The 26,959-nt window shown below is 72.5% G+C and carries 24 protein-coding genes; 12 read left to right on the forward strand and 12 right to left on the reverse strand.

Annotated elements, in window-relative coordinates:
- Window positions 1–52 precede the first annotated feature (52 nt).
- The 3 genes from ABD268_RS07765 (at window position 53) to ABD268_RS07775 (ending at window position 4,147) form a co-directional block, all read left to right on the forward strand.
- Entirely contained in the window at window positions 53–763 is a 711-nt protein-coding gene (locus tag ABD268_RS07765) for a response regulator transcription factor (RefSeq protein ID WP_344149764.1), read from the forward strand.
- Window positions 760–2,196, forward strand: coding sequence for a sensor histidine kinase (locus tag ABD268_RS07770; RefSeq protein WP_344149766.1), 1,437 nt, complete (start codon window positions 760–762; stop codon window positions 2,194–2,196). Before ABD268_RS07765 ends, ABD268_RS07770 begins: the two co-directional genes overlap by 4 nt.
- Window positions 2,197–2,260: 64 nt before the next feature.
- On the forward strand, window positions 2,261–4,147 hold the full coding sequence (locus ABD268_RS07775) for a mannosyltransferase YkcB-related protein (protein WP_344149768.1): 1,887 nt from the start codon (window positions 2,261–2,263) through the stop codon (window positions 4,145–4,147).
- Here the strand turns inward: ABD268_RS07775 and ABD268_RS07780 are convergent.
- Together ABD268_RS07780 and ABD268_RS07785 are read right to left on the reverse strand one after the other, a co-directional pair.
- Entirely contained in the window at window positions 4,141–4,584 is a 444-nt protein-coding gene (locus ABD268_RS07780) for a pyridoxamine 5'-phosphate oxidase family protein (protein WP_344149770.1), read from the reverse strand. The genes ABD268_RS07775 and ABD268_RS07780 overlap by 7 nt on opposite strands.
- Window positions 4,585–4,616: 32 nt before the next feature.
- The gene (locus ABD268_RS07785) at window positions 4,617–5,249 is read right to left on the reverse strand and encodes a TetR/AcrR family transcriptional regulator (protein WP_425573692.1); all 633 of its coding nucleotides are present in this window, start codon (window positions 5,247–5,249) and stop codon (window positions 4,617–4,619) included.
- Between the two features lie 40 nt (window positions 5,250–5,289).
- Here ABD268_RS07785 and ABD268_RS07790 point away from each other — a divergent pair, with 40 nt between their 5' ends.
- Genes ABD268_RS07790 through ABD268_RS07800 form a run of 3 tightly spaced genes read left to right on the forward strand, consistent with a single transcriptional unit; the run spans window position 5,290 to window position 8,226 of the window.
- Window positions 5,290–6,819 (forward strand): flavin-containing monooxygenase, encoded by a 1,530-nt coding sequence (locus ABD268_RS07790; RefSeq protein WP_344149774.1) that lies wholly within the window; start codon window positions 5,290–5,292, stop codon window positions 6,817–6,819.
- The gene (locus tag ABD268_RS07795) at window positions 6,816–7,658 is read left to right on the forward strand and encodes an SDR family NAD(P)-dependent oxidoreductase (protein WP_344149776.1); all 843 of its coding nucleotides are present in this window, start codon (window positions 6,816–6,818) and stop codon (window positions 7,656–7,658) included. Before ABD268_RS07790 ends, ABD268_RS07795 begins: the two co-directional genes overlap by 4 nt.
- A 16-nt stretch (window positions 7,659–7,674) precedes the next feature.
- Window positions 7,675–8,226 (forward strand): DUF402 domain-containing protein, encoded by a 552-nt coding sequence (locus ABD268_RS07800; protein ID WP_344149778.1) that lies wholly within the window; start codon window positions 7,675–7,677, stop codon window positions 8,224–8,226.
- On the opposite strand, the gene ABD268_RS07805 is transcribed toward ABD268_RS07800, so the two are convergent.
- The gene (locus ABD268_RS07805; RefSeq protein ID WP_344149780.1) at window positions 8,210–9,595 is read right to left on the reverse strand and encodes a threonine/serine exporter family protein; all 1,386 of its coding nucleotides are present in this window, start codon (window positions 9,593–9,595) and stop codon (window positions 8,210–8,212) included. The genes ABD268_RS07800 and ABD268_RS07805 overlap by 17 nt on opposite strands.
- 42 nt (window positions 9,596–9,637) lie before the next feature.
- On the opposite strand from ABD268_RS07805, the gene ABD268_RS07810 reads away from it, so the two are divergent.
- A complete protein-coding gene (locus ABD268_RS07810) occupies window positions 9,638–10,768 on the forward strand; it encodes a glutamate--cysteine ligase (RefSeq protein ID WP_344149782.1) in 1,131 nt (376 codons plus the stop codon).
- 12 nt (window positions 10,769–10,780) lie between these two features.
- Here ABD268_RS07810 and ABD268_RS07815 read toward each other — a convergent pair whose 3' ends face one another.
- The 4 genes from ABD268_RS07815 to ABD268_RS07830 all read right to left on the reverse strand — a co-directional run bounded on the left by ABD268_RS07815 (window position 10,781) and on the right by ABD268_RS07830 (window position 14,173).
- Window positions 10,781–11,884 carry a DNA polymerase IV gene (locus tag ABD268_RS07815; RefSeq protein ID WP_344149784.1) on the reverse strand — a complete coding sequence of 368 codons (1,104 nt, stop codon included), beginning with the start codon at window positions 11,882–11,884 and terminating at the stop codon, window positions 10,781–10,783.
- Window positions 11,881–12,984 carry an FUSC family protein gene (locus ABD268_RS07820; RefSeq protein ID WP_344149786.1) on the reverse strand — a complete coding sequence of 368 codons (1,104 nt, stop codon included), beginning with the start codon at window positions 12,982–12,984 and terminating at the stop codon, window positions 11,881–11,883. Before ABD268_RS07820 ends, ABD268_RS07815 begins: the two co-directional genes overlap by 4 nt.
- A gap of 59 nt (window positions 12,985–13,043) precedes the next feature.
- On the reverse strand, window positions 13,044–13,352 hold the full coding sequence (locus ABD268_RS07825) for a hypothetical protein (RefSeq protein ID WP_344149788.1): 309 nt from the start codon (window positions 13,350–13,352) through the stop codon (window positions 13,044–13,046).
- Between the two features lie 140 nt (window positions 13,353–13,492).
- Window positions 13,493–14,173 carry an HNH endonuclease family protein gene (locus ABD268_RS07830; protein ID WP_344149791.1) on the reverse strand — a complete coding sequence of 227 codons (681 nt, stop codon included), beginning with the start codon at window positions 14,171–14,173 and terminating at the stop codon, window positions 13,493–13,495.
- Window positions 14,174–14,273: 100 nt separating this feature from the next.
- On the opposite strand from ABD268_RS07830, the gene ABD268_RS07835 reads away from it, so the two are divergent.
- From ABD268_RS07835 to ABD268_RS07845, 3 genes are all read left to right on the forward strand, one after another.
- Window positions 14,274–15,686 carry a WS/DGAT/MGAT family O-acyltransferase gene (locus ABD268_RS07835; protein ID WP_344149793.1) on the forward strand — a complete coding sequence of 471 codons (1,413 nt, stop codon included), beginning with the start codon at window positions 14,274–14,276 and terminating at the stop codon, window positions 15,684–15,686.
- A gap of 202 nt (window positions 15,687–15,888) precedes the next feature.
- The gene (locus ABD268_RS07840) at window positions 15,889–20,616 is read left to right on the forward strand and encodes an OmpL47-type beta-barrel domain-containing protein (protein WP_344149795.1); all 4,728 of its coding nucleotides are present in this window, start codon (window positions 15,889–15,891) and stop codon (window positions 20,614–20,616) included.
- A gap of 97 nt (window positions 20,617–20,713) precedes the next feature.
- Window positions 20,714–21,001, forward strand: a complete 288-nt coding sequence (locus ABD268_RS07845) for a hypothetical protein (protein ID WP_344149797.1) — start codon at window positions 20,714–20,716, stop codon at window positions 20,999–21,001.
- Here ABD268_RS07845 and ABD268_RS07850 read toward each other — a convergent pair.
- The 4 genes from ABD268_RS07850 to ABD268_RS07865 form a co-directional block, all read right to left on the reverse strand.
- The gene (locus ABD268_RS07850) at window positions 20,978–21,658 is read right to left on the reverse strand and encodes a response regulator (protein WP_344149799.1); all 681 of its coding nucleotides are present in this window, start codon (window positions 21,656–21,658) and stop codon (window positions 20,978–20,980) included. The genes ABD268_RS07845 and ABD268_RS07850 overlap by 24 nt on opposite strands.
- A gap of 52 nt (window positions 21,659–21,710) precedes the next feature.
- The gene (locus tag ABD268_RS07855; protein ID WP_344149801.1) at window positions 21,711–23,078 is read right to left on the reverse strand and encodes a sensor histidine kinase; all 1,368 of its coding nucleotides are present in this window, start codon (window positions 23,076–23,078) and stop codon (window positions 21,711–21,713) included.
- A gap of 173 nt (window positions 23,079–23,251) precedes the next feature.
- Window positions 23,252–24,136, reverse strand: a complete 885-nt coding sequence (locus ABD268_RS07860) for an oxidoreductase (protein WP_344149803.1) — start codon at window positions 24,134–24,136, stop codon at window positions 23,252–23,254.
- 5 nt (window positions 24,137–24,141) lie between these two features.
- Complete coding sequence (locus ABD268_RS07865; RefSeq protein WP_344149805.1) at window positions 24,142–25,320, reverse strand: site-specific DNA-methyltransferase; 1,179 nt, start codon at window positions 25,318–25,320, stop codon at window positions 24,142–24,144.
- Between the two features lie 100 nt (window positions 25,321–25,420).
- Here ABD268_RS07865 and ABD268_RS07870 point away from each other — a divergent pair, with 100 nt between their 5' ends.
- Together ABD268_RS07870 and ABD268_RS07875 are read left to right on the forward strand one after the other, a co-directional pair.
- Complete coding sequence (locus ABD268_RS07870) at window positions 25,421–25,840, forward strand: hypothetical protein (protein WP_344149807.1); 420 nt, start codon at window positions 25,421–25,423, stop codon at window positions 25,838–25,840.
- Window positions 25,837–26,295, forward strand: a complete 459-nt coding sequence (locus ABD268_RS07875) for a matrixin family metalloprotease (RefSeq protein ID WP_344149809.1) — start codon at window positions 25,837–25,839, stop codon at window positions 26,293–26,295. Before ABD268_RS07870 ends, ABD268_RS07875 begins: the two co-directional genes overlap by 4 nt.
- Before the next feature lie 139 nt (window positions 26,296–26,434).
- Here ABD268_RS07875 and ABD268_RS07880 read toward each other — a convergent pair whose 3' ends face one another.
- Entirely contained in the window at window positions 26,435–26,812 is a 378-nt protein-coding gene (locus ABD268_RS07880) for a hypothetical protein (protein WP_344149811.1), read from the reverse strand.
- Window positions 26,813–26,959: the final 147 nt, after the last annotated feature.

Genomic DNA, 26,959 nt, shown 5'->3' on the forward strand with positions numbered 1-26,959 from the left:
CGCACAGGGAACGCACAGCGGTTGGCAGCACCTTTGCGGGCACAGTGGACCCATGGAGCTGACCAGGGCCGACGGGTCCCCCCTGCGCGTGCTCGTCGTCGACGACGAGGTGAACATCGCCGAGCTGATCTCGATGGCGCTGCGCTACGAGGGCTGGGAGGTGGCCACCGCGCACACCGGGTCGAAGGCCGTCTCCGCGGCCAAGGACTTCAGGCCGGACGCCGTGGTGCTGGACATGATGCTGCCGGACTTCGACGGCCTCGAGGTGCTGCGCCGGATGCGCAGCACCGACCCCGACGTACCGGTCGTGTTCCTCACCGCCCGCGACGCGGTCGAGGACCGGGTGGCGGGCCTGACCGCGGGCGGGGACGACTACGTGACCAAGCCGTTCTCGCTGGAGGAGGTCGTGGCCCGGCTGCGCGGACTGATGAGGCGGGCCGGCGCCCAGCAGGCCGCGACCTCGTCGGTGCTGACCGTCGGCGACCTGAGCCTCGACGAGGACAGCCACGAGGTGTTCCGGGCCGGTGAGGAGATCTCGCTGACCGCCACCGAGTTCGAGCTGCTGCGCTTCCTGATGCGCAACCCGCGCCGGGTGCTGTCGAAGGCGCAGATCCTGGACCGGGTCTGGAACTACGACTTCGGCGGGCAGGCCAACGTGGTCGAGCTCTACATCTCCTACCTGCGCAAGAAGGTCGACGCCGGCCGCGAGCCGATGATCCACACCATGCGCGGCGCGGGCTACGTGCTGAAGCCGGCGACGTGAGGTCCCCCTTCGCCTCGCTCACCTCCCGGCTGGTGCTCACGGCCGTGGCGCTGGTCGCCGTCGTCTGCCTGCTGATCGCGACCGCGACGACGCTGGCGATGCGCTCCTCGCTGATGGACCGCCTGGACCGGGACGTGAGGTCGTCGGTCCTCAGGGCCGGCGACAACGACAACGACCACGACGAGGCCGGCCCGCCGCGGCCGCCGCTGGACTCGCGCTACCAGGGCCCGGGCACGCTGATCGCCTCGATCGGCGGCGGCACCGCCCGCGGCTTCGTGAACAGCGAGGAGCGCGCCGGCAGCACCCCGCTGTCGACGTCCGCGCTGCAGGAGCTCTCCGCGGTGCCGACGGACGGGGGCGTGCACGGGGTGAGCCTGCCCGGGTTCGGCTCCTACCGGGTGACCGTCGTGCAGACGCCCGACGGCGACCGGCTGGTCACCGGCCTGCCGACCAGGGACGTGGACGCCACCGTCAGCTCCCTCGTCGGCTGGGAGCTGCTGCTGACCCTGCTCGGCGTGGGCGCGGCCGCCGGCGCCGGGCTGGTCGTCGTACGCCGCCAGCTGCGGCCGCTGCGCGAGGTGGCGCAGACCGCCCACACCGTGGCCGAGCTGCCGCTGGCGTCCGGGGAGATCGACCTGACCGAGCGGGTGCCCGAGCACCTCACCGACGAGCGCACCGAGGTCGGGCAGGTGGGCGCGGCGCTGAACACGCTGCTCGTCCACGTCGAGTCCTCGCTGGAGGCGCGACACCGCAGCGAGCAGCAGGTGCGCCAGTTCGTGGCCGATGCCTCCCACGAGCTGCGGACCCCGCTGACGACGATCGCGGGGTACACCGAGCTCGCCCGCCGGCGTCCCGGGGACGCCGGCACCGCCCTGGGCAAGGTGGAGGAGGAGTCGGGCCGGATGACGGCGCTGGTCGAGGACCTGCTGCTGCTCGCCCGCCTCGACGCGGGGCGTCCCCTGGAGCGGGAGCCGGTCGACCTGACCCGGCTGCTGCTCGAGGCCGTCTCCGACGCGCGCGTGGTCGCCCCGGACCACCGGTGGCGGCTGGACCTGCCCGACGACGCGGTCGAGGTGACCGGCGACGCCCACCGGCTGCACCAGGTGGTCACCAACCTGCTCACCAACGCCCGGAAGTACACCCCGGCCGGCACCACGGTCACGGTGTCGGCCCGGCGTACCCCCGACGGCGGCAGCTTCGCGGTGCACGACGACGGCCCCGGCTTCCCGCCGGACCTGGTCGAGCACGCCTTCGAACGGTTCGCCCGCGGCGACGTGGCCCGCACCCGCGCCTCCGGCGACGGCGAGCAGCCGGTCGGCGGCGCCGGCCTCGGCCTGTCCCTCGTCCAGGCGATCGTCCACGCCCACGGCGGCCGGGTCTCGCTCACCTCGCATCCGCGCGACACCACGATCACGGTCAGCCTGCCCGGGTAGTCCCACAGCCGCCCCACAGCGCGGTCCGAAAGGGGTGCCAGACCGGCCCGACAGGCTCGCCCGCATGACGACCCAGACCCTGCCCCCGTCCGTGCCGGCCACGCCGCCGCACTCCCCCGGCCCGCGGCCCTCCCCGTGGTCACGGGAGCGGCTGGCGCCGGCCGGGCTGCTGGCCGGGACTGCGGTGCTCTACCTGTGGGGGCTGGGCAGCTCCGGGTGGGCCAACCCCTTCTACGCCGCGGCCGTCCAGGCCGGGTCGGAGTCGTGGCAGGCGTTCTTCTTCGGCTCCTCCGACGCGGCCAACGCGATCACCGTCGACAAGACCCCGCTCGCGCTGTGGCCGATGGCGCTCTCGGTGCGGGTCTTCGGGCTGTCGTCGTGGAGCCTGCTGGTGCCACAGGCGCTCGAGGGGGTCGCCACGGTCGCGCTGCTCCACGCGGCGGTGCGTCGTACGACGGGCTCCGCGGCGGCCGGCCTGCTCGCCGGTGCGACCCTGGCGCTGACGCCGGTCGCGGTGCTGATGTTCCGCTTCGACAACCCCGACGCGCTGCTCGTGCTGTTGCTGGTCGGGTCGGCGTACGCCACCCAGCGCGCCATCGAGACGACCCGGTTCGCGGAGCCCGGCCGGCCGCTTCCGTGGCTGGCGCTGGCCGGCGGCCTCGTCGGTCTGGCCTTCCTCACCAAGATGCTGCAGGCCTTCCTGGTGCTGCCCGCGCTCGCGGTCGCGTACGCCGTGCTCGCCGCCGTCCCGCTCCGCCGGCGGCTCGGCCACCTGCTCGTCGCGCTCGCCACGATGGTGCTGGCGGGCGGCTGGTGGGTCGCGATCGTGGAGCTCCGGCCGGCCTCGTCGCGCCCGTACATCGGAGGCAGCCAGCACAACTCGATCCTGGAGCTGACCCTGGGCTACAACGGCTTCGGCCGCCTGACCGGCGACGAGACCGGCTCGGTCGGCGGCAACGGCGGCTGGGGCGAGACCGGGATCCTGCGGATGCTCGGCAGCGAGATCGGCGGGCAGGTCGCCTGGCTGCTGCCGGCCGCGCTGGTGCTGGGGGTGGTGGGGCTGTGGTTCGCGCGCGGCCGCGGCCCGGCCCCTCGGCAGGTGCAGGCCGGGCTGGTCATCTGGCTCGGCTGGCTGCTGGTCACCGGCCTGACCTTCAGCTTCATGGCCGGCATCTTCCACGCCTACTACACGGTCGCGCTCGCGCCGGCGGTCGCGGCGCTGGTCGCGATCGGCGCGCACACGCTGTGGCGGCACCGCGCCTCGCTGGTCGCCTCCGGGGGGCTGGCCTTCGCCACCGCGGGCACCACCGCGCTGGCGTTCGTGCTGCTCGACCGGGCCGGCGGCTGGCACCCGTGGCTGAAGTACGCGGTCGCCACGCTCGGCTTCGCGGCGGCGCTGATGCTGGCCGGGGTCCGGCACCTGCCCCGGCGAGCCGGCCGGGCCGTGGCGGCCACCGCGCTCGTGGCCGCGTTGGCCGGCCCCACGGCGTACTCCCTGGCCACGGCCGCCAGCCCGCACACCGGCTCCATCCCGACCGCCGGGCCGACGACGCAGGGCGGGTTCGGCGGTTCGCCCGCCGGCGGGCTGCTGGACGGCAGCACCCCCGGCACCGGGCTGACCGCGCTGCTGGAGGAGGACGCGGACTCGTTCACCTGGGTGGGGGCCGCGGTCGGGTCGAACGCGGCGTCGGGCTACCAGCTGGCCACCGGGGAGCCGGTGATGGCGATCGGCGGCTTCAACGGCAGCGACCCGAGCCCGACGCTCGGGGAGTTCCAGCGGCGCGTCGCCGACGGCGAGGTCCACTGGTTCATCGCGGGTGGCGGCACGGGCGGCGGTCCGAACGCCAGCGGCAGCACCTCGACCGAGATCGCCGCCTGGGTGGCGGCGAGCTTCGAGGCGCGGACGGTCGACGGGGTCACGGTCTACGACCTCTCGCCCGGGGTTCAGTAGCCGCGGCCGCGACCGCTCACCACCGGGTGCGGCCAGTGCGGGCCACCCACCCGGCGGCCGGTGAGCTCGCGCCACTCCAGCCGCAGCCACATCGGTCGGAACCCGCCCGCCCAGGGTTCGGGTCCCGGTCCGTCGTGGTGCCAGCTGCCGGAGCCCGGCTGCTCGAAGCGCTCGCAGACGCCGTGCGCCACGACGCTCCAGCCGCGACGCCGCTCGCTGTCGAGCTGGTCGATCTCGAAGGCGATCTCGTGGCCGGGGGCGTAGACGGCGAGCTCGCTGTACGCCGTCGTCCGCATCTCGAGCCCCTCGCCGTGCAGGGCGTAGTTGACCGGCACGATCCGCGGGCCGGCTGGGGTCACGAAGGCCACCCGGCCGACCGTGTCGGTCTCGAGCAGGTCGCGGCACTCGGCGTCCGACAGCAGCACGACGTCGTCCATGACTCCAGTGTGCCCCGGGGTGACGCGGCGGCTCAGCCGGACGCCGCGTCGACCAGGGCGGGCAGCGAGGCGGCCATGATCGTGAGCAGCTGCTCGCGGGTCACCCCGGCCGGCTCCCGCACCCAGGTGAGCACGAGCTCCTCGGTCATGGCCGACCAGCCGCGCACCACCAGCCGGCTGGCGGGGGTGTCCGGGATGATCTGTCCCTGGGCGTCCTCGCGGAAGACCCGGTCGGTGAGCGCCGAGCGCGCCTCCTCGTAGATCTCCCGCAGCGTGTCGTTGCCGCCGGCCGCGCCCTTGACCAGCGAGAGGTAGCCCTCGTAGTTGGCCTCGACGTAGTCCAGGTACGCCGTCACCGAGATCAGCAGCCGCTCCAGCGGCTCGCCGTCGACCGGCGGGGCGGTCTGGGCGATCAGGTCGTCGGCGGCGCGGCGTACGACGGCCTCGTGGAAGGCGTGCTTGTTCCCGAAGTAGTGGTAGAGGAGCCCGCGGGAGATGCCGGCCTCCTCGGCCAGCAGGTCGATCGAGAGCTCGTCGAGGGACCGGGTCGCGAGCAGCCGCACGCCAAGGTCGAGCAGCTGCGAGCGGCGCTGCTCGGGGCTGAGCCGGGTGCGGCCGGCACCCGCCCTCGGGTCCGTCGGTGTGTCAGCGGTCACGGCCCCCATTCTATTGACACTTGTTCAATAACGCCAATACCGTCGGGCCATGACCACGAACGGGCACGTGAAGCACCTCGTCGTCGGAGCCGGCTTCGCCGGGCTCTGCGCGGCGATCAGGCTGCAGGAGGACGGCGAGACCGACTTCCTGGTCATCGAGAAGGGCGGCGACGTCGGCGGCACCTGGCGCGACAACACCTACCCGGGCGCGGCGTGCGACGTGCCCAGCCAGCTCTACTCCTTCTCGTTCGCGCCCAACCCGGACTGGTCGATGTCCTTCTCCCCCCAGCCGGAGATCCAGGCCTACATCCGCCGGGTCGCCGAGGAGTCGGGCACCCTGGACCGGTTCCGGTTCCACACCACGCTCGAGTCGGCCGCCTGGGACGACGACGCCCAGCTGTGGCGGACCGAGGTCTCCGACCCGACCGGCCGGCACACGATCACCTCGACCACGCTCGTGGTCGGCGCCGGCGGGCTGTCCGAGCCCAGGCTGCCCGACATCGACGGCATCGAGGGGTTCGACGGCGAGCTGTTCCACTCCGCGCGCTGGGACCACGACGTCGACCTGGCCGGCAAGCGGGTCGCGGTGATCGGCACCGGCGCGTCGGCGATCCAGATCGTCCCGGAGATCCAGAAGGTCGTCGGCCACCTCGACGTCTACCAGCGGACCGCGCCGTACGTGCTGCCGCGCAACGACCGCAGGTACGGACGCCTGGAGCGGCTCGCCCTGCGACACGTGCCCGGGCTGCAGAGGCTCTACCGGACCGCGATCTACTGGGGCCGGGAGACCTACGTCCCCGGCTTCACGCTCCAGCCGAAGCTGGCGCTGCCGGCGAAGAAGATGGCGCTGGCCAACCTGGCCAAGGGCGTCTCCGACCCCGAGCTGCGCGAGCGGCTGACCCCCATCTTCGAGATCGGCTGCAAGCGGATCCTGATCTCGAACACCTACTACCCCGCGCTGGACTCCGACAACGTCGAGGTCGTCACCGACCGGATCGCGAAGGTCACCGGCGACGCCGTGGTGACCGAGGACGGCGTCGAGCGGCCGGTCGACGTGCTGATCGTGGCCACCGGCTTCTTCACCACCGAGCTGCCGATCACCGGCCACATCACCGGCCGCGGCGGCCGGACCCTGGCCGAGCAGTGGCGCGAGGGCGGGATGGCCGCCTACAAGGGCACCACGGTCCCGGACTTCCCGAACCTGTTCATGCTCGTCGGTCCGAACACCGGCCTGGGCCACTCGAGCATGGTGTTCATCATCGAGTCGCAGGTGGAGTACCTCCGCGACGCGATCCGGACCATGGACCTGCACCGCTACGCCACCGTCGAGCCCACGCCGGCCGCGACCGAGGAGTGGAACGCCGACCTCCAGCGCCGGATGCGGCGCACGGTGTGGAACACCGGAGGGTGCTCGAGCTGGTACCTCGACGAGGACGGCCGCAACACCATCCTCTGGCCGCGCTCGACGTTCGCCTTCCGCGGGCTGCTCTCGGAGTTCGACGTGGCGGCGTACGACGTCACCGCGGCCCGCACCGCCTCCCCCTCCCGACCCGCCACTGCTGAGGAAGTGACCGCATGAAGACCCTCGACGACAAGGTGGTCGTGATCACCGGCGCCGGCTCCGGCATCGGCCGCGCGCTCGCCGTCAACCTGGCCCGCCGTGGCGCGCTGCTCGCGCTCTCCGACGTCGACGAGACCGGGCTGGCCGAGACGGTGGAGCTGGCCGCGACCGCCGGCGCGCGGGAAGTGCGCAGCGACCGCCTCGACGTGGCCGACCGCGCCGCGTTCACGGCGTACGCCGCCGCCGTGGCCGAGCAGTTCGGCCGGGTCAACGTGGTGGTCAACAACGCCGGCGTCGCGCTCGCCGGCGACCTCGCGGACCTCCACTACGACGACATGGAGTGGATCGTCGGCGTCAACTTCTGGGGCGTCGTGCACGGCACCAAGGAGTTCCTGCCGCACCTGATCGCCTCCGGCGACGGGCACGTCGTGAACCTCTCCTCGCTGTTCGGGCTGATCTCGATGCCCGGCCAGAGCGCCTACAACGCGACCAAGTACGCCGTCCGCGGCCTGACCGAGGCGCTGCGCGAGGAGATGCTGATCGCCGGGCACCCGGTGGGCGTCACCGCCGTGCACCCGGGCGGGATCAAGACCGCGATCGCCCGCAACGCCCGGGTCTCCCACCGGGAGGACAAGCACGCGACCGCGAAGCTGTTCGACGAGAAGCTTGCCCGGATGTCGCCCGAGAAGGCCGCCGAGATCATCGTCAAGGGGATCCTCGGCAACAAGGCCCGGGTGCTGGTCGGGATCGACGCGCACGCGCTGCACCACTTCGCCAAGCTCACCGGCTCGCGCTACCAGGACGTTGTCGCGAAGGCGTCGAAGAAGGTCGTGCCGCCGAGGACAACCGTCGTCTGAGTGGTAGAACCGCGGTGTGACGCTTCGCGCGGGGGCCGCGGTCCGGACGGTGATGACCAAGTGGGGCGAGCGCCCCCACTGGGAGTTCGACGCCGTGCTGCTCGGCTCCGACGAGCACGGTGACTGGCTGGGCATCCCCGGCGGCACCCACATGGCGCGGCCGGGGGCGGAGTACGTCGCCCCCGTCGACCAGGTGGGGCTGGTGCCGGCGCCCGGGCCGGACGAGGAGCGCGGCTGGCTGGCGACCTTCCACGCCGTCGGCGGCCCGGTGCAGGTCTACGTGGACATGACCACGCCGCCGGTGTGGGACGGCACGGTGCTGCGCGCGGTCGACCTCGACCTCGACGTGGTGCGCGGCCCGACCGGACGGGTGTGGGTGGACGACGAGGACGAGTTCGCCGCGCACCGGGTCGCCTACGGCTACCCCGACGAGGTGGCCCGGCTGGCCATGACGTCCTGCGACCGGGTGCGCGCGGCGGTGACGGCCGGGGACGCGCCGTACGACGGCAGCGCCGCGGCGTGGCTGGCGCTGCTCGCCGACCGGCGAGGACTCACTCCTCGACCGTGACCGTGACCGGCGCGGCGACCGGTTCCTGCTCGCGGCGCCGTTCGCGGCGGGCCATCCGCCCGGTCCGGGTCCGCAGCGGACCCACCAGGCGCGGGCCCGCGAGCCGGTTCTCGAGCTTCTGCGCCTCGCGCTTGAGCGGCTGGGCGACGTACTCCCCGAGGATCACGCCGGACGCCAGGGCCGTGGCCACCGAGGCCGCGGTCACCATGGCCAGCAGCCCCTCGGAGGCGGAGGTGTCGCTCTCCGTGAGCAGCGACAGGCCGCGGTAGATGGAGAGGCCCGGCAGCATCGGGACGACCGCCGACACCACGACCACGAGTGGTGGGACCCGCAGCCGGCCGGCGACGGAGTAGCTGACCAGACCGACGAAGAACGCCGCCAGGCCGGTCGGCCAGGTGCGTCCGGCGTCCTGCAGCGCCAGGGTCTGGGAGATGACCATCGAGACCGCGGCGATGCCCGCGATCGGCACGATGATGCGCCCGGGCGCGTACGACGCGAACGCGAACGCCGCCGCACAGATCGCGCCGCCGAGCGCCATCATCGAGAGGGCCTTGACGCTGCCGGCCGCGCCCGGGTCCAGCCGTCCGACGTCGACACCGACCATCTTGGCCAGGGTGAGGCCGCCGCTGACGCCGGCGATGATCCCGGAGGTGGCCAGCAGCGCCTCGGTGAGTCGGGCGCCGCCGGTGACGTAGAAGCCGGACAGGGCGTCCTGGAGCGCCCCCATGAAGCCGATCCCGGCGAGCAGCATGATGATGTTCGCGGTGACGACCAGCGAGGGGTTCTCCACCAGCCCCGTCGCCGCCGCCCCGGTGGCCAGCAGCGTGGCGATCCCGCCCCCGGCGACCTGCTGGTAGAAGAACGGCAGCCGGCGCCGCGACATCATCAACTGCGACCGGTCGATGCACACGGCCGCGGCGAACGCGATGGCGATCACCGTGGCGTCACCGCCGAGCTGCAGGCCGACGCCCGCGCACATCACGCCCCAGCCGAGGGTGACCGCCCAGCGCGGCGTGCTGTGGCCCGAGGAGACGATCCGGGCCAGGGTGGCGCGCGCCTCCATCAGGTCGACCCGGTCCGAGAGGACGTCGCGGACCAGGTGGTCGACCTGGGTGAGGTCCTCGTAGTCGATGTCGCGCTGCTTGACCTGCCGGATCTGGATGAGCGGCGGGTCCTCGGGGCTGGGCTGGAACGTCATCGACAGCGAGGTGAAGGTGACGTCGATGTCGGGGTGGCGCACGCCGAGGTGCCAGGACAGCGACTTCATCGTGGCGGTGACGTCGGCGGCACCGGCACCGGAGGACAGCAACATCTCGCCGACCCGGAGGCAGAAGTCCAGCGTCAGGTTCAGCGCACGTGCCTCCAGCATGAGCACCATGCTGACAGGGCGCGGATGTGCTTCGCTTGCGGGGTGCGCATCGACTTCCGGGCCTCGCCCGAGCCGACGATCGGTGTCGAGTGGGAGCTCGCGCTGGTCGACAAGTCGAGCCGTGACCTGGCCAACACCGCCGCCGACCTGTTCGCCGCGGCCGGCCCCCGACTGCCCGATCCGGGGCGGCTGCACAAGGAGCTGCTGCGCAACACCGTGGAGGTCGTCACCGGGGTCTGCCACACGGTCGGCGAGGCGATGGCCGACCTGCGCCGCACCCTCGAGGTGGTGGTCCCGGTCGCCGACGGGCTCGGGGTCGACCTGTACGGCGGCGGCACGCACCCGTTCTCGTCCTGGACCCGGCAGCAGCTCACCGAGGGGCACCGGTACGAGGAGCTGATCAACCGGACCCAGTGGTGGGGCCGGCAGATGCTGATCTGGGGCGTGCACGTGCACGTCGGGCTGCCCGCGCAGGAACGGGTGCTGCCGGTGCTGTCCTCGCTGCTGAACCACTACCCCCACCTGCTGGCGCTCTCGGCGTCGTCGCCGATCTGGGCCGGCATGGACACCGGCTACGCCTCCAACCGGGCGCTGATGTTCCAGCAGCTGCCGACCGCCGGGCTGCCGTTCCAGTTCGAGCGGTGGTCGGAGTTCGAGGCGTTCGCGTCCGACCAGCTGGTCACCGGGGTGATCGACGAGCTCTCCGAGATCCGCTGGGACGTCCGGCCGGCCACGCACCTGGGCACCCTGGAGAACCGGATCTGCGACGGGGTCTCCGACTTCGACGACCTCGCGCCGCTGGTGGCGCTGATGCACTGCCTGGTGGTCGACCTCGACTCCCGGGCGGCGGCGGGCGAGCGGCTGCCGACGATGCCGCCGTGGCACGTCCAGGAGAACAAGTGGCGGGCCGCCCGCTACGGGCTGGACGCCATCGTGGTGCTCGACGCCGAGTCCCACGAGCGGCTGGTGACCGACGACCTCGCCGAGCTGCTGGTGCGGCTGGCGCCGGTCGCGGAGCGCCTGGGCTGCGCGGCCGAGCTGGCCGCGGTGGCCGACATCCCACGGCGCGGCGCGTCGTACCAGCGGCAGCGGGCGGTCGCCGAGCGCACCGGCGGGGACCTGGTCGCCGTGGTCGACTCGGTCGTCCGCGAGCTGCGCGCCGGGCTCGGCTAGCTCGGCGCCCAGTCAGCGCTCGTAGCCGCCCTCCGGCTCGGTCATCTCCAGCCGCACCCCCAGCAGCCGCACCGGCCGGTCCTGGTCGACCCGGTCCAGCAGCGAGACCGCCGCCTCGGCGAGCAGGTCGGGGTCGTTGCTCGGCGCCGGGAGGGTGAGGCTGCGGGTGACGGTGACGAAGGGCCGGAACCGCACCTTGATCCCGACCCGCGCCGCCGGCCGGCCCTCGCGGTCGATGTCGGCGACCACCCGCCGGGTCAGCGCCCGCACCTCGGCGGCGACCTGCGCCCAGTCCTCGAGGTCGGCCTGGTAGGTCTCCTCGCGTCCGTGCGCCCTCGGCACCCAGGGGGTCGCGTCGACGGGGCTGCTGTCCACACCCCGGCCGAGCCGGTGGTACCACGGCCCCATCGTCGGGCCCAGCTCCGCGGCCAGCACCCGGGCGTCGGCCTGCGCCAGCTGCGTGACGGTGTCGATGCCGAGCGCCGCCAGCTTGCGGGCGGTCTTGCGGCCGATCCCCCACAGCGCGTCCGTGGGCCGCTCCCCCATCACCTCGAACCAGGTGTCCCCGGTCAGCTCGGCCACCCCGCGGGGCTTGCCGAAATCGGTCGCGATCTTGGCCCGCAGCTTGTTGTCGCCGATCCCGACCGAGCAGTGCAGCCCGGTCGCCTCGAGGACCCGGGCCCGGATCTCCTCGGCGAACCGGTGGGGGTCGCTGTCCCGGGGGGACCCTCCCCCCACCCCCTCCCCGGCCGCCACGAACGCCTCGTCCCAGCCCAGGACCTCGACGACCACCGGCACGCCGTCCCAGGTCAGCGAGCGCAGCGTGGCCATCACCTCGTGCGAGGCCGCGTCGTACGCCGCGTGGTCGGCCGGCAGGAACACCGCGTCCGGGCACTTGCGCGCGGCGATCCGCAGCGGCATGCCGGACCCGACGCCGTACTCCCGCGCCTCGTAGGACGCGGTCGCCACCACCCCCCGCTCGGTGGGGTCCCCGCGGCCGCCGACCACGACCGGGCGGCCCGCCAGCTCCGGCCGGCGCAGCACCTCGACGGCCGCGATGAACTGGTCGAGGTCGACGTGCAGCACCCACCGCTGCGAGGCGCGCGGCTCGGTCATCGCGGTGGCGGGGGCAGCGCGTCGGTCGACTCCATCTGGTCCATGCCGGTGAGCATCAGCAGGTCGACGACCACCGAGCGGATCTGCGCGAGCACCACCTCCGCGGCGAGCTGGTCGGTGCGCTCGACCTGCCCCGAGGCGTTGCCCACCGCCAGCAGCGCCGGCCGCGCGTTGACCGCCATCCGGTCCACGCTGAGCTCGTCGGCCACCGCGTCGGCGGCGTCGGCGAGGTCCAGGGCGAGCAGCGAGTAGGAGCCCGGCACCCGGCGCCGGTGGTATGCGGCCACCGCCGTCTGCCGGACGAGGACGCGGGTGCTGCGCAGCGCCCGGTCGAGCGGGTCGACCAGCTCGACCATCCGGCGCAGGTTGCCCTTGTGCCGCACCCGGAACGGCGAGGACGCCACCACCGACAGACCTTCGTCGGCGGCCGCCTGCAGCTCCTGGATCAGGTGGTCGGTGGACCGCGCGTCGGCCAGCAGCTCGAGCGCCCGCTCGACCTCACCGTCCACCATCACCTCGCCCGCCGCCCGCAGCAGGGCCGCGATCTTGCGCATCACCACGGCCGCCTGCTCCCGTGGCCGGCGCAGCGGAGCCGCGGGCACGGCCGTGGCGGCGACCAGCGCCACCGCACCACCGACCAGGGCGTCGGTCCACCGGGTCAGCGCCGCCCCGGGATCCGGGATCAGCGTGCTCACCACGATCGACTGCACCGCGGCCTGGGTGACGAAGAGCTGGCCGCCGTCGAGCAGGAACGCGGTCGACATCGCCAGCGCCACGATCAGGCTCAGCTGCCACCAGCCGGTGCCGAGCCAGGCCACCAACAGGTCACCGACGAAGACCCCGATCGCGACGCCGATCGCCACCTCGACCACCCGGCGCAGCCGCTGGCCGTACGACGTCCCGAGGCTGACCACCGCCGCGATCGGCGCGAAGAACGGGGTGTCGTGCCCCAGCACGTCGGCGGCGATCAGCCAGGCCGCACCGGCGGCCAGCGAGCACTGGGCGATCTGCCAGCGCTTGGACTCCCATCGCTTCACCCGCGCCCGCAGCGAGGTACGGCCCCGGCTCCACACCCGGTCGAGCGGTCCGGCCTCCTCCATGCCGGAGATCCTAGTGAGCGCGCGCCCGGCGCCTCCGCCTCAGGCCCGCGGCCGCCGTGTCAGGCGGCGTTCGCGTAGTCCAGCGCCACCTTCATCCGCTTGAGGTCGCGGTACCAGACGATCACCTCGGTCCGGCACCGCACGCGGTTCACCCGGTTGCCGTACTCGTCGCACTCCGCCTTCGCCTCCGAGATCGTGGGCGGGTAGCGGACCGTCCCGTCGTAGTGCTCGATCGTGAAGCCGTTGTACTTGTCGCCGCTCACGTCGATGATCGTGCCGTCCGGGGGCGGGTTGCCGGCGGCCGCCCAGGCGGCGCCGCCGGTGCTGAGGACGCCGACGGTGGCGGCGAGGACGAGGACCTTCTTCATCTGCAACTCCTGTGTCGAGACGCCGGCGAGTTCCGGCATACGCAGGACGCTAGGAGCAGGCAGGGACCGGCGGCCGGGGTCGAGAGCCGCCCTGGGGAGGACCCGTGCCGAGGCCTCCCCTGTGCAGGACAAGTGGCCCGTCAGCGGGCCAGGTGGACGGTGATCTTCGCGTTCTTGCAGTCCGCCGAGAGCGACCGGAGGGCGCGGCGCTCGGGCCGGTCGACCTTCAGCCGCCACCGGTGCTTCACCGCCACCCACTCGCGCACGTAGCGGCAGGTGCCGAACTCCGGCATCCACTCCGCGGGGTCCCGGTCGCCCTTGGACTGGTTGACCGAGTCGGTGACCCCGACCAAGCTCCGGTGGTCGCCGAGGTCGTTGGCGTACCGCCGCCGGGTCCCGGTCTTCCAGCGTCCGGCCCCGGAGTCCCAGGCCTCGGCCAGCGGGACCAGGTGGTCGATGTCGATCCGGCTGGGGTCGGTCCACGAGACCCGGTCGTAGTAGGAGAACCAGCGGCCGCCGCTGAGCGCGCAGCCGCCGCCCACGGTCACCGGGTCGTCGGCCTCGGCGATCAGCACCTCGTCGCGGGTGTCGCAGCCGTCGCCGTCGGCGTCCACCCAGTGCGGGAAGAGGTCGCGGTCGTAGCCGGCCCGCACCTCCTTGGCCACCTTCAGCTCCGTGATCGCCCGCTGCAGCGGCGCCGAGTAGTCCTCGGCCGAGGCCGCGGCCGGTACGGCGAGCACGCCCACGGCCAGCGCGACCACGACGAGCAGCCGGGAGAGCGGGTGGTGCCCGTGATCACGCCCGCGAGGTGGGTTCGCCATGGGGCGCATCGTACGGAACCCGGTGTCCCGGCCGGCGGACCCTTGTCCCGGCCGTCCCCACCGGCAAGGATCGGACGCCACGACCAGAAACGGGGTAAGCGTGGTCTCACCGATCGATCCGACGTCGACAGCCTTCCTGCTCGCCGAGAACCGCAACCAGCCCATGCACGTGGGAGGCCTCCAGCTCTTCGAGAAGCCCGAGGGCGCCGGTCGTGACTACGTCCGCCAGATGTTCGAGGAGATGCGGGACGTCGACGCGATCGCGCCGCTGTTCCTCAAGCACCCGAAGCGGTCGGTGAGGACCGCCGGCCAGCTGGTGTGGGAGAACGACGACGAGTTCGACATCGAGCACCACGTCCGGCACAGCGCGCTGCCCAGGCCCGGCCGGGTACGCGAGCTGCTGGAGCTCTGCGGCCGGCTGCACAGCACCCGCCTGGCGTGGGAGCGGCCGCTGTGGGAGGCCCACGTGATCGAGGGCCTGCGCGACGGACGCGTCGCGATGTACACCAAGACCCATCACGCGCTGGTCGACGGCATCTCCGCCATGCGCCTGATCCAGAGCGTGCTCAGCACCGACCCCGACAAGCGCGGCATGCCGGCGCCGTGGGGGGTGCGCGCCGCGCCGGCGCGGGCGGCGCTCGCCGAGGAGAAGGCACAGGAGCAGCGCGACCTCGCCCAGGTCCCGATCCAGGCGCTGCGCACGGCGTTCGGGATCACGGCGGAGGCGGCGGGGATGCCGGGCGCGTTCGTGCGGACCCTGAACAAGGGCATCCGCAACGAGACCTCGGCCCTCTCGCTCTTCGCCCCGCGCACGATGTTCAACCGGAGCATCACCGGGTCGCGCCGGTTCGCCGCGCAGGACTGGCCGATCGAGCGCCTGCGCGCCATCGGCAAGGCCAGCGGGGCCACCCTCAACGACGTGGTCCTGGCCATGTGCAGCGGCGCGGTCCGCACCTACCTGCTCGAGCTGGACGCGCTGCCCGACACCCCCCTGGTCGCGATGGTGCCGGTCGGCCTGAACGCCAAGCAGTCGCAGATCGCCTCGGCCGAGGGCGGCAACGCGGTGGGCGCGGTGATGTGCAAGCTCGGCACCGACCTGGCCGACCCCGGCGACCGGCTGGCGGCGATCCACCGGTCGATGCGCGAGGGCAAGGAGGCCCTCTCGAGCATGACCCCGATCCAGATCATGGCCATGAGCGCGCTCGGCCAGGCCCCGGCGATCCTCCCGCCGCTGCTGAAGATGCAGGGCATCGTGCGGCCGCCGTACAACCTGATCATCAGCAACGTGCCGGGCCCGCGGACCACGCACTACTGGAACGGCGCGAAGCTGGTCGGCCAGTACCCGCTCTCGATCCCGATCAACGGGATGGCGCTCAACATCACCTGCACGTCGTACGACGGCCAGATGGCGTTCGGCCTGACCGGCTGCCGGCGGACCGTCCCACACCTGCAGCGGCTGCTGACCCACCTCGACGAGGAGGTCGTCGCGCTGGAGCAGGCGGCCGGCGTCTGAGTCGGTCCGCAGTCCCCGACCCCTCGAGGCACGCGGCGTTCAGGTAGTTGAACGCCGCGCTCCGACGGGGCGCACCGGGCGTTCAGGTTGTTGAACGCGAAAACGCCTCGCGGCGCCGACCGACGTTCCTACGGTCGTTCTCGACCCGTCGCCGTCACCCAGCACGGCGCGCCGATGAACGAGCTCGTCCCGGAGGAACAGGATGTCCCAGCCCACCCAAGCCGGCCGCAGCGCGCGGCCCAGCAGCAGCCCGCCGCGCCGCGCCCGCCGACCGTGGCGTGCGCTGCTCACCACCGCCGTCACGACCACCACGGTGCTCGGCGGCGCCGCCCTGGTGCCCGCCACCGCCGCCACCAGCACCACGACCGCCGCCTTCTCCGGCACCGCCGGCACCACCGGCACGGCCACCAGAGGTGGCGTTCTCTACGCGAAGGCGAACGCCCCGCTGACGCTGACCGTGAACGCGCCGACCGACACCCAGTGCATCACCGGGGTGCCGGCCGGCTTCACCGGCGAGACCTTCTCCTCGTCGGGGAAGTCGCTCTGGACGTTCACCGGGACCGCCCAGGGCGGCGACGGCTCGAGGACGTTCACGATCGGCGCCTCGGGGGCCAACAAGCAGGGCAACTGCAGCGGGCAGTCAAGCACGGCCACCCCGTCGTACACCTCGGACAACACCGGTCCGGTCGTGACCGCGGCGCTGAGCCCGGCGGCCAACGTCGCCGGCTGGAACAGGGACAACACGACCGTCACCTGGTCCGCCAGCGACGCCGGCTCCGGCGTGGGCACCGGCCCCAGCCCGGCCTCGAGCACCGAGAGCGGCAACGGCACCGCCACTCGCACCTCGACTGCGACCGACGCGGTGGGCAACAGCGGCAGCGGCTCGGTCGTCGTCCGCATCGACAAGGCCGCACCGTCGATCACGGCCGCGCAGGTCAAGAACCCGGACGGCAGCGTCACCGTGACGTTCACCTGCGACGACAGCAACTCCGGGAACGAGGGGTCGGGCATCGCGAGCTGTCTGGTCAATGGCAGCACGACGAACTCGGTGATCGTCACCAAGAGCGGCGACGTCACCGGCACCGCCACCGACAAGGCGGGCAACACCGCCTCGACGAAGGTCACGGTCCAGGCCGGCGACACCTCTGCCCCGGTCCTCTCCGGCGCACCGACCACCGCGCCGAACGGCAACGGCTGGTACGCCGGCGACGTCAAGATCCACTGGACCGCCTCGGACCCGGAGTCCGGGATCCCCACGGCGCCCGCCGACACCACCATCACCGGTGAGGGTTCCGGGCTCACGAGCTCGGTCACGGTGACGAACGGCGCCGGCCTCAGCACGACGGCGACCAGCTCGCCGGCCGTGAGCATCGACCGGACCGCGCCGACCACCGGGATCACCGGCCCGTCCAACGCCTGGACCAACGGCGACGTCACCGTGACGCTCAGCCCGAAGGACGGCGGCTCGGGCGTCGCGAAGACCGAGTACTCCGTGGACGGCGGCGCCTTCCAGACGGGCACCAGCTTCCCGCTCTCGACCGAGGGAACCCACGCGGTGACCTACCGGAGCACCGACAGGGCGGGCAACGTCGAGGCGCTGCAGAGCGCGACCGTGAAGATCGACAAGTCGGCGCCCACGATCGGCCATGCCTTCGACCCCGCCGGTTACGTGGACGGCAGCTGGACCAACCAGGACGTCACCGTCACGTTCGTCTGCACCGACCAGGGCGGCTCGGCTGTCGCCGACTGCAGCGCGCCGGTGACGAAGACCGCCGAGGGCGAGCACAGTGTCACGGGCACGGCCCGTGACGGCGCAGGCAACACCACCACCGACACCGCTACGGTCCGCATCGACAAGACCGCGCCGACCGTGACCGCCACGGCAGTGGGCACAAAGAACGACGCCGGCTGGTACCGGGACGACGTGCGCGTCGTCTACACCGCCAACGACGACCGCTCCGGCCTGACCGGCTCGCCCGCGGCCGACGTGCTCGGCGAGGGCAGGGGCCAGAGCGCCGGCACCACCGTGACCGACGCCGCCGGCAACAGCGCCTCGGCTCGGGTAGCCAACATCGACGTGGACAAGACCCCGCCGGTCCTCGGCGCCGCAGTCCCGGCCGGCTGGCACACCGGTGCCGTCACCGTCACCTGGACCTGCACCGACACCCTGTCCGGCGTGGCGCAGAAGCCGGCCGCCACCGTGGTCAGCGGCGAGGGCGACAACCTGTCCGCCACCGCGAGCTGCACCGACATGGCGGGCAACACCACCGTGAGGACCGTTGACGGCATCAAGATCGACGGGACCGCACCGGTGACGACCGCTCACGTCGGGGACGCGAACGAGGCCAACTGGTACGACGCGCCGGTCGAGGTCACCTTGCACGGCGTCGACAACCTCGGTGGCACCGTGGCGACCTACTACCGGATCGACGAGGGCGACGCCCAGCGCTACGACGGACCCTTCTCCGTGGGTGAAGGCGAGCACGCCGTCTCCTACTGGAGCGAGGACGCCGCGGGGAACGCCGAGAAGCCGGGCACTCCGCTGACGCTTCAGGTCGACGGCACCGCCCCGAAGACGGAGGTCGTCAACCCGATCTCGCCGGACTCCGGCTGGTTCGTGAAGAGCGGCATCCCGGTCGCGTTCAAGGCCACCGACGCCGGCTCCGGCGTTGCCGCGACCTACTACGAGGTCGACGAGGGCGACACCCAGAAGTATGGCGGGCCGTTCACCGCGAACCTCTCGGACGGCACCCACAGCATCACCTACTGGAGCGTCGACCTCGCCGGCAACGTCGAGGCGAAGTCGACGACGAAGACCATCCAGGTCGACACCGTCGCACCGTCGATCACAGGCAAGTCCACCCCGGCGGCGAACCCCAATGGCTGGAACAACACCCCCGTCGACGTGACGTTCACCTGCACCGATGACGGGTCCGGCATCCCAGAGGAGAGCCAGACCGGCGTGGCCGGCTGCGCCGGTGACACGACGCTGGCCAACGACGGCGCCGGCCAGGTGGCGCCCGGTGACGCCGTGGACGTGGCGGGCAACACCAGCCACACCACGGTCGGGCCGATCAACATCGACACCGTGGAGCCGACCCTCGCCGGGGTGCTTCCCGACCCGAGCGGCACCGACAGGGACGGGCTCGCCTGGTACAGGGGCGACGTCGCGGTCAGGTGGGTCGGCGACGACGCCCTCTCGAAGATCGACCCGGCGAGCCAGCCGGCCGACAGCGTGGTCGAGGGCGAGGGCAAGGGCCTCGTCACCGACCCCGCCAGCATCAGGGACAAGGCGGGCAACGAGAGCGCGCCTACGACGGTCAGGGGCATCAACATCGACCGCACCGCACCGGTCGTCGCCGGCGCGCCGACGACCGAGCCCAACGCGGCTGGTTGGTACCAGAACAGCGTGATCGTCGACTACACCTGCAGCGACCGCCTCTCCGGCGTGGCCACGTGCCCGACCAGCAGGCTGGTCAAGGGAGACGGCGCGGACCAGTCGGTGACGAGCGACCCTGCCCGCGACGTCGCAGGCAACGTCTCCGCCGGCACGACCGTAGGAGGCATCAACATCGACGGCACCGCTCCGAGCACCACCGCGAACAACACCTGCGTCGCGGAGAACGACTGGTGCAAGGGCGACACGGCCGACGTCGTGCTCACCGCCGCCGACCAGGCCGGTCTCTCGGGCGTCAAGGAGATCCGCTACAGCATCGACGGCGGCGCCGAGCAGGTCGTCGCCGGCGGCCGCACCACGGTCAGCGTGCCTCTGACCGGGAGCGGTGCGGGCACCGTGAAGTTCTACGCGGTCGACAACGCCGGCAACAAGGAGACCGTCAACGGGGTCGCCCTGAAGTGGGACAACATCGCCCCGACGGTGACCCACACCCTCTCGCCGGCCGCGAACGCCGGGGGTTGGAACAACAGCGACGTGACGGTCGCCTTCGCCGCCAAGGACGACGACAAGGGTTCCGGCGTCGCCAGCATCTCGGCTCCGGTCACCGTCACCGACGAGACCGTCGGCCGGGTCGTCACGGGCACCGCGAAGGACACCGCCGGCAACGTCGGCACCGACTCGGTAACCGTCAAGCTGGACAAGACCAAGCCGACCATCACCGGTGCCGTCACCAGCGGCACCAAGGGTGACAACGGCTGGTACGTCGGCCCCGTCACGGTGACGTTCAGCTGCTCCGACAGCCTGTCGGGCGTGGCGACCTGCCCCGACCCGGTGGTGCTCTCCGCCAACGGCGAGAACAACACCGCCACCGGGACGGCGACGGACAAGGCGGGCAACACCGCGACCACGACCCTCGGTGGAGTCAAGATCGACCAGGAGAAGCCGACCCTGACCACGGGGGACGTCAACGTCCAGGGCGGCACCTACACCCTGGGCAGCGTCCCGACGGCCACCTGCACGGCCAGCGACAGCTTCTCCGGGCTGGCGTCCTGCACCGTCAAGGTCACCGGTGGCAACGCCAACGGGACCGGGACGTTCAGCTACACGGCGACCGCCACGGACAGGGCCGGCAACACCAGCCAGGTGAGCGGCACCTTCCAGGTCGTCTACAAGTTCGGCGGGTTCCTGCAGCCCATCAACGACACCGCGCACCAGGTCGGCACGTCGACCAGCATCTTCAAGTCGGGGAGCACGGTGCCGGCGAAGTTCCAGCTGGCGAAGGCGGACGGCACCCCCGTCCAGGCGACCACGGCCCCGGTCTGGCTGGCCCCGGTCAAGGGCAGCAGCACCGCGGCCCCGGTCGACGAGACGGTCTACACCGCCAGCGCCGACAGCGGCACGACGTACCGCTACGACACCACGGCCCAGCAGTACATCTACAACTGGAAGACGGGCACGGGTGGCAACTACTGGCGGATCGGGGTCAGGCTCGACGACGGGCAGACCTACTACGTCAACATCGGTCTGCGCTGAGGACCGCCTGAGGCCCGGGGCTCCGCGTCGTACGACGCGGGGCCCCGGCACCTCTTCCACCACCCGACCGCCCCCTCCCGCCCCCAGGAGGACCCCAGTGGCCCCCACCCGGGACACCCACAGGCCTGAGCCCTGCCCGGCATGGTGCTCGATCGGGCACCGCGCCGTCCGAGAGGCCGAGGTGCACCTCGGCGGTGCGCTGCTCGTACGACGCACCGTGCTGCGACTGTGCACCACGATCGACACCGCCGCCGGCACCGAGGACGGACCGTTCGTGCTCCTCGGAAGCTCGGAGTTCACCCTCCACGAGGCCGAGGCGCTGATCGCCGCGCTGAGCCAGCTCGTCGACCAGGGACGACAGTCACTCCCCGCGCAGCAGGCGTAGCGCGCTCTCGCGGTCCTTGACCCGCAGCTTCTTCAGCACCGCCGAGACGTGCACCCGCACCGTGGTGGGTGAGACGAAGAGCTCCCTGGCCACCTCATCGGTGGAGCGGCCCGCGGACAGCAGGTGCATGATCTCCCACTCGCGAGGGCTCAGGCGCGCAGCCGCGGGCGAGCGGCGCCCGAAGCGGCGCTTGGTGGGGCCGCGGAACTCGTCCATGACGCGGGTGAGCATGCGCGGGGACATCGCCCCGTCGCCGGCCAGGACGCCCCGCAGGGCGTCGGGGAGCTCTCGGGGGTCCATGTCCTTCAGCAGGTAGCCTGCGGCGCCCGCGCGCAAGGAGTCGAACAGGTCGTCCTCCTCCGCCGATTGGGTCAGCATCACCACCGGCGTCCCCGGCAACCGGCCGGCGATCTCGCGCGCTGCCCAGATGCCGTTGCCGGGCATGTGGATGTCGAGCAGGACGACGTCGGGCCGGTGCTCCTCGGCGAGCTCGACGGCTTCCTGGGCCGTGGCCGCCTCGGCACTCACCGTGCAGCCGCCCGACTCCAGCGCCTCCCGGATGCGGCCACGCATGCGGGCGTGGTCGTCGGCCAGGACCACCCGCAGCACGTCTGCGGAGGCACGCGCGACCACCTGGTCCGGCGTCTCCTCCTCCATGGCCACATCCTTCTTTGTCATCGCGTTCCTCGTTGGTCCGCCGCGCCCGCGGTCACCAGACCACGGTCACGGCCGTGCCCTGTCCGTCGGCCGAGGTGATCTCGAACGCTCCCGGCAAGGCCGCGGCGCGCTCCCTCATGCTGGTCAGGCCGTAGCCCGTGCTCACCGCAACCACCGCCGGCTCGATCCCACGGCCGTCGTCGCGCACAACGAGGCGGCGGCGTCCGGCGTCACGCTCCAGGCGGATGGTCACCGACCGCGCCGTGCCGTGTCGGATCGCGTTGGAGACGGCCTCGCGCGTGATCCGCACCAGGGCGTGGCGCTGGGCATGGCCGACCTCGATGGAGTCGTCGAGGTCGACGAGCACGCGGCCGCCGTACCGCTCCGCCACCTGCCGGGCCGCACGGTGGAGGACGAAGCCGAGGGGTTCCTCGGCGCTTCGACCAAGCGCGTCGACGGCGGCCCGGGCCTCGTCGATCGCCCGATCGCACGCCGAGAGCAGGTCCGCGCGCGCGTCCTCGTCGGGTACGGCGAGGACCGTGGTGCTGCGGATGTAGCCGAGCTCCTGCACCACCCCGTCGTGCAGCTCCCGGGCCAGCCGGCGGCGGTCCTCGAGGACCGCGGCCGTTGCCCAGCCGGTCCAGTACTCCCCGATCTCGCGGGCGGCGCCCACCAGCATCAGCGCGTATGCCGCCGAGCGCAGCAGGTCCCCGGTGTAGACCCAGTCGGTGTAGAGCGACGGGAAGAGGAAGTAGTTGACCCGGGCGAAGGCAGCCACGCCGCACGCCGGCGCCATCCACAGCAGCAGGACGTCGCGGCGTCGACTCGCCTGGGCGGCGAAGACCAGCGAGGCGGCGCCGAAGGCGACCGCGCCAGCGGCCTGCGCGGCGAGCAGCAGCGGGTGTCCGGTGACCACCGGCCGGCTCGCGGACGCCGGTGGGTCCAGGGGCAGGGCGAGGGGCAGGGAGTCGCGAACCCACCACAGCGCGACGAACGCCGCAGCGAGGACGAGCACCGGGGCCAGCTCGTGGAGCCGGGCGTTACGGGCGAGCCGACGGTCACGCCCCACGAGCGCCGAGGCGATGACCAGCGTGGAGGCAGTCACCCGGATCACGATCGCCCACCACACCTCGGTGGTACCGGGCGCACCGAGGTCGAGGACGGCGTCGAGGGCGCCCGGCAGCACGCTGGCGGCCGCGAGCAGGAGCAGCCCCTGGGCCAGAAGCAGGTCCTGCAGGCGCAGGCTGCGGCGGAACCGTCCCCAGAGCAGGAACGTCACGAGCAGGGCCACGCACGCGTCCACGGTGTCCAGGACGAGGTGGGCCGAGCGGCTGTGCACGCCGAAGACCAGGTGATGGGAGCCGGCGACGGCGGCGGTCGTGCCCATGCCCAGCAGCCACCCGGCCACGGTCGGCCCCACGGGGTCTCGTGACAGCAGGCAGCGATTGTCCAGGCGCCGCGACCCCCCGCTGAGCATGCGTGCACAGTGCTCGGAGACCCGGACCCGCAAACGGGTGTCGAGGGCGCATACCCCAAATTGGGTAGGCGCGTCTCCCGGCGCGATGGTCACCCCCGTCACGCCGCGAGGCGTCGCTACGGCAGGTACATCCGCTTGACGACGGCGTCGAAGGCGCGGTCCGGGAGCAGCCGGCGGGCGCGCAGGATGGTGCCGGCGTTGCGGCCGACCGGGTAGCGGGCGCGCGGGTTGCCGGCGGTCGCGGCCTTGACGATCTTCCGCGCGACCACCGACGGCGGGCTCGACATCAGCCTGCTGGTGTCGGCGCGCCCGAGGACCTGCCGGACGTTGCCGGCCATCTCCTCGTAGGCGCCGCCCCTGCTGGTCTCGGTCAGGCTCTCGCGGGAGATCTCGTTCCACTCGGTGCGGATCGGGCCCGGCTCGACGAGGACCACGTCGATCCCGAACGGCGACAGCTCCACGCGCAGGCTGTCGCTGAAGCCCTCGACCGCGAACTTCGTGGCGTGGTACCAGGCGCCGAGCGGCTCGTAGAACTTCCCGCCGATCGAGGAGATGTTGATGATCCGGCCGCTGGCCTGCCGGCGCATGTGCGGGGTGACGAGCTGGGTGAGGCGCGCGAGCCCGAACACGTTGACCTCGAACTGGCGCCGGGCCTCCTCGATCGGCACGTCCTCGACCGCGCCGTAGGAGCCGTACCCGGCGTTGTTGACGAGTACGTCGAGCCGCCCGCGCTCGGCGATGATCCGGTCCACCCCTGCCACCATCGAGGCGTCGTCGGTGACGTCCATCGCGAACGTGGTCACGCCCTCACCCTCCAGCGCGGCCATCCGGTCCACGCGGCGCGCCACGGCGTACACCTCGAAGCCGGCCTTCCGCAGCCGCGACGCGGTCTGCTCCCCGATCCCGCTGGACCCTCCGGTCACGAGGGCGACGGGCGTGCTGCTGCGCTGGGACTCCGGGGGCTGGCTCTGCGGGGACTGGCTCGGCGGGGGCTGCGTCATGGGCGTCAGTGTGGCGGGTCCTCCACCAGGCCACCACCGACCGTCTCAGCAACGGCCCGCAGCCGCGCGCGGGTGATGTCGGCGACGGTCAGCAGGCCGGCGTTGCGGGCGTTGGAGCCCTCCCGCGTCGGCTCGGCGGAGTTGATGCTGAGGCAGCGCCGGGTGCCCTCGTCCTCGGCGTTCTGCAGCGCCACCGCGTGCCCCGTCGTACCGCTGCCGGCGAAGAAGTCCAGCACCAGCACGTCCCTGGGCATCGTCGCGAGGATCCGCCGGATCAGCCCGGTCGGCTTCGGGGACTCGAAGACGTGGCCGACGATCGACTTCAGCTCCGCAACGGCGGTGTCGGTCGAGCCGATCTCCTCGGCGAGCCAGATGGTGCGCAGCTTCTTGCGCCGGCCCGCGTGCAGCCAGTCCCTCTGGAACACGTCGACCCGCTCGCCGTTGCGCCCCTTTACGCGACGGCAGACCAGGTCGTCGGGGCGCCGGTCGATCAGCGGCCGGGACCACCGCCAGACCGCCGGGCGGCCGTCGCCGAAGACCGGCCCGATCTCCTCCGCACCCTCGAACGGGAGCGTCGCCACCCGCCCCGTCTCGGGGTCGCCCCAGACGGTGAAGTGCAGGGTGCGCGCGGTGGTCGGGTTGAACTTCTTGTTGGTGTTGCGCAGCGGCAGGTGCCGGTAGCGCCGGCCGTCGGGGGTCGTCAGCGGGAAGTCCCGCTCGTCCACGGTGTCGGGGCTGCTGGCGTCGAGCACGGTCAGCCGTGCGTCCTTGGCGTAGACGAGGAGGTACTCGTGGCTGGTCGCGAACCCCTTACCCAGCTGCCGCCCCTTGGCGTTGAGGTTGACCACCACCTGCGCCAGGAAGTTGGCCTCGCCGAACACCTCGTCCATCAGCAGCCGCAGGTAGGCGATCTCGTTGTCGTCGATGCTGACGAAGATGGCGCCCTCGTCCTTCAGCAGCGCCCGCGCCGCCTCCAGCCGCGGCCGCATCATCGCCACCCACGCCTGGTGCCGGGTGCTGCGGGCGTCGCCGTGCCGGAAGTCGTCGCGGTAGGCGAAGTCGTTGCCGGTGTTGTACGGCGGGTCGATGTAGACCAGGTCCACGGGCTCGCGCAGCCGACCCAGCACCTCGAGGTTGTCCCCCTCGATGAAGGTGTTCCAGGGGTGCCCGGACTGCTGCTCCACGTGCGGCACCCTAGTGCCGCTGGGCCTCCGCCCTGCGGAGGACGACTCCGATCTGGCGAATCCGCGGACACCGCGCTGCTGCGCCCGGAACCATGTGCGGGTGTTCCGTGGACTCTCGGAGCGGGCGGCCCGGCGGCGGGCGGCCCGGGAGATGCATCGCCGCCTGGCCGAGCTCGACCGGCTCGACCGCACGCACGGGCTGGGCACGATGCCCACGAGCTCCAACCGGCGACGCGCGCGCCGCGAGCACGGGGCGTTCTGGCCGTCGATGTTCGTCACGCTGGTGGTGCTGGTCGCCGTGCTGGCCCTGACCCCCGGGGTCTCGGCGTACCGCATCCGCGCCCTGGTCGGGCTGGGCGACCATCGCCTCCACGACGTGGTCTCCACGCATCACGGCCAGGGCCAGTTCCGGTTCACCAAGACCCAGCCCGGCAGCCAGGAACCGGTGAGCTACAACCCGTGCCGACCGATCCACTACGTCGTGAATCCGACGGGGCGCCTCCCGACTACTTGTCCATGATCGGGCAGGCGGTGACCGAGCTGGCCCGGGCCACCGGCTTCGAGTTCGAGTACGACGGCACGACCGAGGACCGGGACTTCGAGCACCGCGGCGGTCTCTCGGTCCGCAGCACCCCGGTCCTGATCGGGTGGGCGACCCCCGAGGAGGTGCCGGGGCTCGCCGGCGACATCGCGGGCCTGGGCGGCAGCGCGTACGTGGAGCGCACGCCGGACCATCGCACCTACGTCACCGGCATGGTCGTGCTCGACACCGAGGTCTTCGCTCGGCTGAGCTCCCAGCCCGGCGGCTTCGAGGCGCTCCGCGCAATCGTCATGCACGAGCTGGGGCATGTGGTCGGGCTCGCCCACGTCGGGGACCCCTCGGTGCTGATGTACGCCGACAACCTCGGGCGGACCTCGTTCGGACCGGGCGACCTCGAGGGCCTCGCCCGTCTCGGTGCCGTCGACTGTCTCTGATCCTGCGCTGCCCCTGGGCTGCCATCACTGTGGAGTCCTTGGCGCACGTGGTGCGCCAACCACTCCACGTTCTGAGCGCGCCGCCCCCCTCGGAGACAGCGGTGATCTCCAGCCACCCAGTGACCGCGAATCGCCGCTGTTAGTGGTAGCCGACGAGCACCGGCCTCGCGGTACGCACCTCGAGCCGCACCGGCGACCCCGGGATCGTCACCGTGCCGTCCACGTCACGCCAGGGCCCGCCGTTGACGCTGAACTGCGCGGAGTACGTCGTGTCCACCCGCGGGCTCACCCCGCCCTTGGACTGGTAGTCGTGGGTGATCTGCAGGTCCGGGTACGGCGCCCCGGCGCTCTCACTCGCCAGCGAGGCCCCGTCGCCGAACATCCACTGGTACCGGCTGGGCCAGATCTTGAGGTCCACCCGCTGCCCCAGCAGCCGCACCGTCCGGGTGAACGAGCCCTGCTCGGTGTAGAAGTTCGTGTCGAAGTTGACCAAGGTCTCCCCGCCGGGTGGTTGCACCACCAGCTCCGACGCGGGCAATGGCAGATCGCGAAATGCGCGACCTACTAGGTCGGGGGTAACAGACGGAATCGGCGCAGGGCCAAGTTGCGGCGGCTCATCGCAGAACTCTGCGGGGTTCGCACCAACTGCCAGCGCTGACCGGAC

The sequence above is a fragment of the Nocardioides koreensis genome (assembly GCF_039531775.1).
GTDB lineage: Bacteria > Actinomycetota > Actinomycetes > Propionibacteriales > Nocardioidaceae > Nocardioides > Nocardioides koreensis.

Excerpts from the sequence above, each read along its gene's own strand:
- ABD268_RS07795 (WP_344149776.1), top strand. The coding sequence starts at position 6,816 with ATGAAGACCCTCGACGACAAGGTGGTCGTGATCACCGGCGCCGGCTCC.
- ABD268_RS07860 (WP_344149803.1), bottom strand. The coding sequence starts at position 24,136 with ATGACGCAGCCCCCGCCGAGCCAGTCCCCGCAGAGCCAGCCCCCGGAG.
- ABD268_RS07775 (WP_344149768.1), top strand. The coding sequence starts at position 2,261 with ATGACGACCCAGACCCTGCCCCCGTCCGTGCCGGCCACGCCGCCGCAC.
- ABD268_RS07780 (WP_344149770.1), bottom strand. The coding sequence starts at position 4,584 with ATGGACGACGTCGTGCTGCTGTCGGACGCCGAGTGCCGCGACCTGCTC.
- ABD268_RS07840 (WP_344149795.1), top strand. The coding sequence starts at position 15,889 with ATGTCCCAGCCCACCCAAGCCGGCCGCAGCGCGCGGCCCAGCAGCAGC.
- ABD268_RS07825 (WP_344149788.1), bottom strand. The coding sequence starts at position 13,352 with ATGAAGAAGGTCCTCGTCCTCGCCGCCACCGTCGGCGTCCTCAGCACC.
- ABD268_RS07785 (WP_425573692.1), bottom strand. The coding sequence starts at position 5,249 with ATGGGGGCCGTGACCGCTGACACACCGACGGACCCGAGGGCGGGTGCC.
- ABD268_RS07815 (WP_344149784.1), bottom strand. The coding sequence starts at position 11,884 with ATGACCGAGCCGCGCGCCTCGCAGCGGTGGGTGCTGCACGTCGACCTC.
- ABD268_RS07790 (WP_344149774.1), top strand. The coding sequence starts at position 5,290 with ATGACCACGAACGGGCACGTGAAGCACCTCGTCGTCGGAGCCGGCTTC.
- ABD268_RS07765 (WP_344149764.1), top strand. The coding sequence starts at position 53 with ATGGAGCTGACCAGGGCCGACGGGTCCCCCCTGCGCGTGCTCGTCGTC.
- ABD268_RS07875 (WP_344149809.1), top strand. The coding sequence starts at position 25,837 with ATGATCGGGCAGGCGGTGACCGAGCTGGCCCGGGCCACCGGCTTCGAG.
- ABD268_RS07820 (WP_344149786.1), bottom strand. The coding sequence starts at position 12,984 with ATGGAGGAGGCCGGACCGCTCGACCGGGTGTGGAGCCGGGGCCGTACC.
- ABD268_RS07830 (WP_344149791.1), bottom strand. The coding sequence starts at position 14,173 with ATGGCGAACCCACCTCGCGGGCGTGATCACGGGCACCACCCGCTCTCC.
- ABD268_RS07850 (WP_344149799.1), bottom strand. The coding sequence starts at position 21,658 with ATGGAGGAGGAGACGCCGGACCAGGTGGTCGCGCGTGCCTCCGCAGAC.
- ABD268_RS07805 (WP_344149780.1), bottom strand. The coding sequence starts at position 9,595 with ATGCTGGAGGCACGTGCGCTGAACCTGACGCTGGACTTCTGCCTCCGG.